The organism is Sphingomonas sp. (assembly GCF_019242355.1).
GTDB lineage: Bacteria > Pseudomonadota > Alphaproteobacteria > Sphingomonadales > Sphingomonadaceae > Sphingomicrobium.
In genome coordinates this window covers 1-2,508 of record NZ_JAFAVR010000252.1, presented here as the reverse complement: position 1 = coordinate 2,508, position 2,508 = coordinate 1, and the positions used below count along the sequence as shown (strand labels likewise).

Sequence of the window (2,508 nt, the reverse complement as noted above, 5' to 3'; positions counted from 1 at the left end):
CGGAGAGGTCCACCACCAGCGCCGCCATCGTCGGGCCGAACGGAAACAGGCTGGAGGACACATGCTCGCCGCGCTCGAGCACCGGATCGCCGACATTCAGCCGGACGATCTCGGCCGCCGCCTCGACCAGCGCGCGCGCATCGCGGTCGAAGGTCGACAGCAGGCGATTGCCGGCGAACGCCTCGTCCAGCTCGTCGAGCTCATCGGTGATTACATGTGCCACGTGGGCAGCCCCTCTGCTGGCCGACTCCGGCCGGGCTAACCATTACGCCCGCGCTTCTGTCGATAACAAGGATCATTGCAGGTAAGTTACATCGTGATCGGGTCGACCCTGGTCGTCCGGCCCAGCAGCAGACAGTCGGCGACGAGGCGCATTGGAGCGATGTCGACCTCGCTCCGTCGCTCGTCGATCAGGTCGGCGAAGCGGGCGTAGATGTCAGGATATTCGCCCGGGTCGCCAGGCGTTGCAACGGGCTTGCCGTCAATGGACAGGTCGGCTCCGCCCGAGGTCAGGCGCACCTCCTGGCCGTCCGCCGTCCGCGCGATGATCGTCCATTCCTCGCCCTCGCTTTTTCGCCAATCGAGGCTGGCATGCAGCCGCCCGTCCGCCTGCGGGCTCGCGAAATCGACTTCGGCGGCAATCGGCGTCTGACCGTTCGCCGGCACGCTCAAGTCGGCCTGGCGGACGAAGAGCGGGCCGGGAAAGATGCGAGTCGCGATCGAGAAGGCGTTGATGCCTGGATCGAACACGCCGAACCCGCCCGGGTCCCAGACCCATTGCTGCCCGGGATGCCATTTGTGCACGTCCTCGTGCCACAGGATCTCGAACGCGACGATGCGCTTGCCGGCAAGCGCCGCCGCAGCCGCTTCGACCGCCGGGTGATGCCGCGCATGCCAGGTGGTGTACAGGCTGACCTTCTGCTGTTCGGCGAGGTGGGTCAGGTCGTCGATCTCGGCAAGCGTCGCCGCCGGCGGCTTCTCAAGCAGGCAGTGTAGCCCAGCGCTCGCGCATTCGCGGGCGATATCGTAGCGCGGGCGGGGCGGCGTCGTGATGGCGACCGCGTCGAGGTCCTTCACCGACCGCAGCAGTTCCTGCCAGTCGGTGAACGCGGGCTGCGGCCCCTGCCCGCTCCGACTGGAAGTTGCTGCCAGTTCGAAGCGCGGATTGGCGGAAATGGACGGCAGGTGCTGGTCGGCGGCGATCTTGCCGAAACCGATGATGGCAATCCGGATCGGCTTCATGAGCGCTTCACTCCCGCGACATAGGCCCGGGCCTTATCGAGCGTTTCGGCTGGCGACTGGCCGGGCGTGTAGAGGCCGGAGCCAAGGCCAAAGCCCGCTGCACCGGCCTCGAGCCAGGGCTGCATGTTGTCGGGGCTGATGCCGCCGACGGCGAGCACCGGGACCGACTTCGGGACGACCGCGAGCTGACCCTTCAGCACAGCCGGAGTGGCGCCCTCTGCGGGAAAGAGCTTCAGTCCGTGCGCACCGGCGCGGATTGCCGCGAACGCTTCCGTCGGCGTGAAATAGCCGGGACAGGAAACGAGGCCGGCCGCCGCAGCAGTCGCGATCACCTCGATGTTGCTGTCCGGGGAAACGATGATGCGGCCGCCGGCGTCCTTCACTTGCGCGACCTGGTCGCGATTGAGGACCGTCCCAGCGCCGACCAGCGTGCGGTCGCCATATCTGGCGGCGATACGCTCGATGCTCTTCAATGGATCGGGCGAGTTCAGCGGCACCTCGATGATCCGGATTCCGCCTTCATGGATTGCGTCCGCGATGGCCTCCGCCTCATCCGGCGTGACTCCGCGGATGATCGCGACGAGCGGGCATTGGTTGAGATAGGAGCGCAGCGTTTCGCTTGCAGTCACGTCACATCACCTCGGCGATTTTGGAGATACCGGCGACAAAGCTCTTCTCGCCGTCGAGCTCGATCGCCGTCCGGCCCGCCTCCTGGATCGCGGCGGCGTAGAGCCTCGTGAGCTCCGGGCGGCCCATGACCACGACCTGCGCGGCGAGCGGCTCCGAAAGACCAATTCGGACGTCGCTGCCGATCAGGACGCCGCTGACATAGGAAGCCGCGTCTTCCGCCCTGGCCTGTCCGAGCAACACCCGCGCCCGGATCGAGAACAGCTCGGCGGGAAGGTCATTGTTGGCCCAGCCGTGCTGCGCCCCGGCGCGAAAGGCGTCGTTCACCGCGACATCGCCCTTCAACAGGTCGGCGAGAATGCTGTGCTGCTTCAAGAGGCTGAACAGCTCACCGGTCATCACCGTCCGGAACGAGGATATCCGACCAGCCCGGATCAAAACCCACTTGTCGTGCGTGCCCGGGTGGCAGACCAGGGCATCGGGATCCACCATTCCGGCTGCGACCGCACCGAGCAGCTGGACCTCCTCGCCCCGCATCACGTCCGCCCGGCCGTTGCCGATATAGGAAACCCCAGGCACGATGGCCTCGCGCTCGCCGGGCCAGGCGAGACCCTTGGCAAGATCCTCGATTCCCGCGGG

The 2,508-nt window shown here is 66.8% G+C and carries 4 protein-coding genes; all 4 read right to left on the bottom strand.

Features of this window, described 5'->3' with window-relative positions; genetic code table 11:
* A partial coding sequence (locus tag JOZ79_RS12120; RefSeq protein WP_294074493.1) for a hypothetical protein occupies nt 1-223 on the bottom strand: 223 nt, incomplete at its 3' end.
* An 86-nt stretch (nt 224-309) separates the two neighbouring features.
* Nucleotides 310-1,242 (bottom strand): Gfo/Idh/MocA family oxidoreductase, encoded by a 933-nt coding sequence (locus JOZ79_RS12115; RefSeq protein WP_294074491.1) that lies wholly within the window; start codon nt 1,240-1,242, stop codon nt 310-312.
* Nucleotides 1,239-1,871 (bottom strand): 2-dehydro-3-deoxy-6-phosphogalactonate aldolase, encoded by a 633-nt coding sequence (locus JOZ79_RS12110; protein ID WP_294074488.1) that lies wholly within the window; start codon nt 1,869-1,871, stop codon nt 1,239-1,241. Before JOZ79_RS12110 ends, JOZ79_RS12115 begins: the two co-directional genes overlap by 4 nt.
* 1 nt (nt 1,872) lies before the next feature.
* A partial coding sequence (locus JOZ79_RS12105; protein ID WP_294074485.1) for a 2-dehydro-3-deoxygalactonokinase occupies nt 1,873-2,508 on the bottom strand: 636 nt, incomplete at its 5' end.

Bases quoted from the DNA above. Each gene is read 5' to 3' on its own strand.
- JOZ79_RS12115 (WP_294074491.1), bottom strand. From the start codon at position 1,242: ATGAAGCCGATCCGGATTGCCATCATCGGTTTCGGCAAGATCGCCGCC.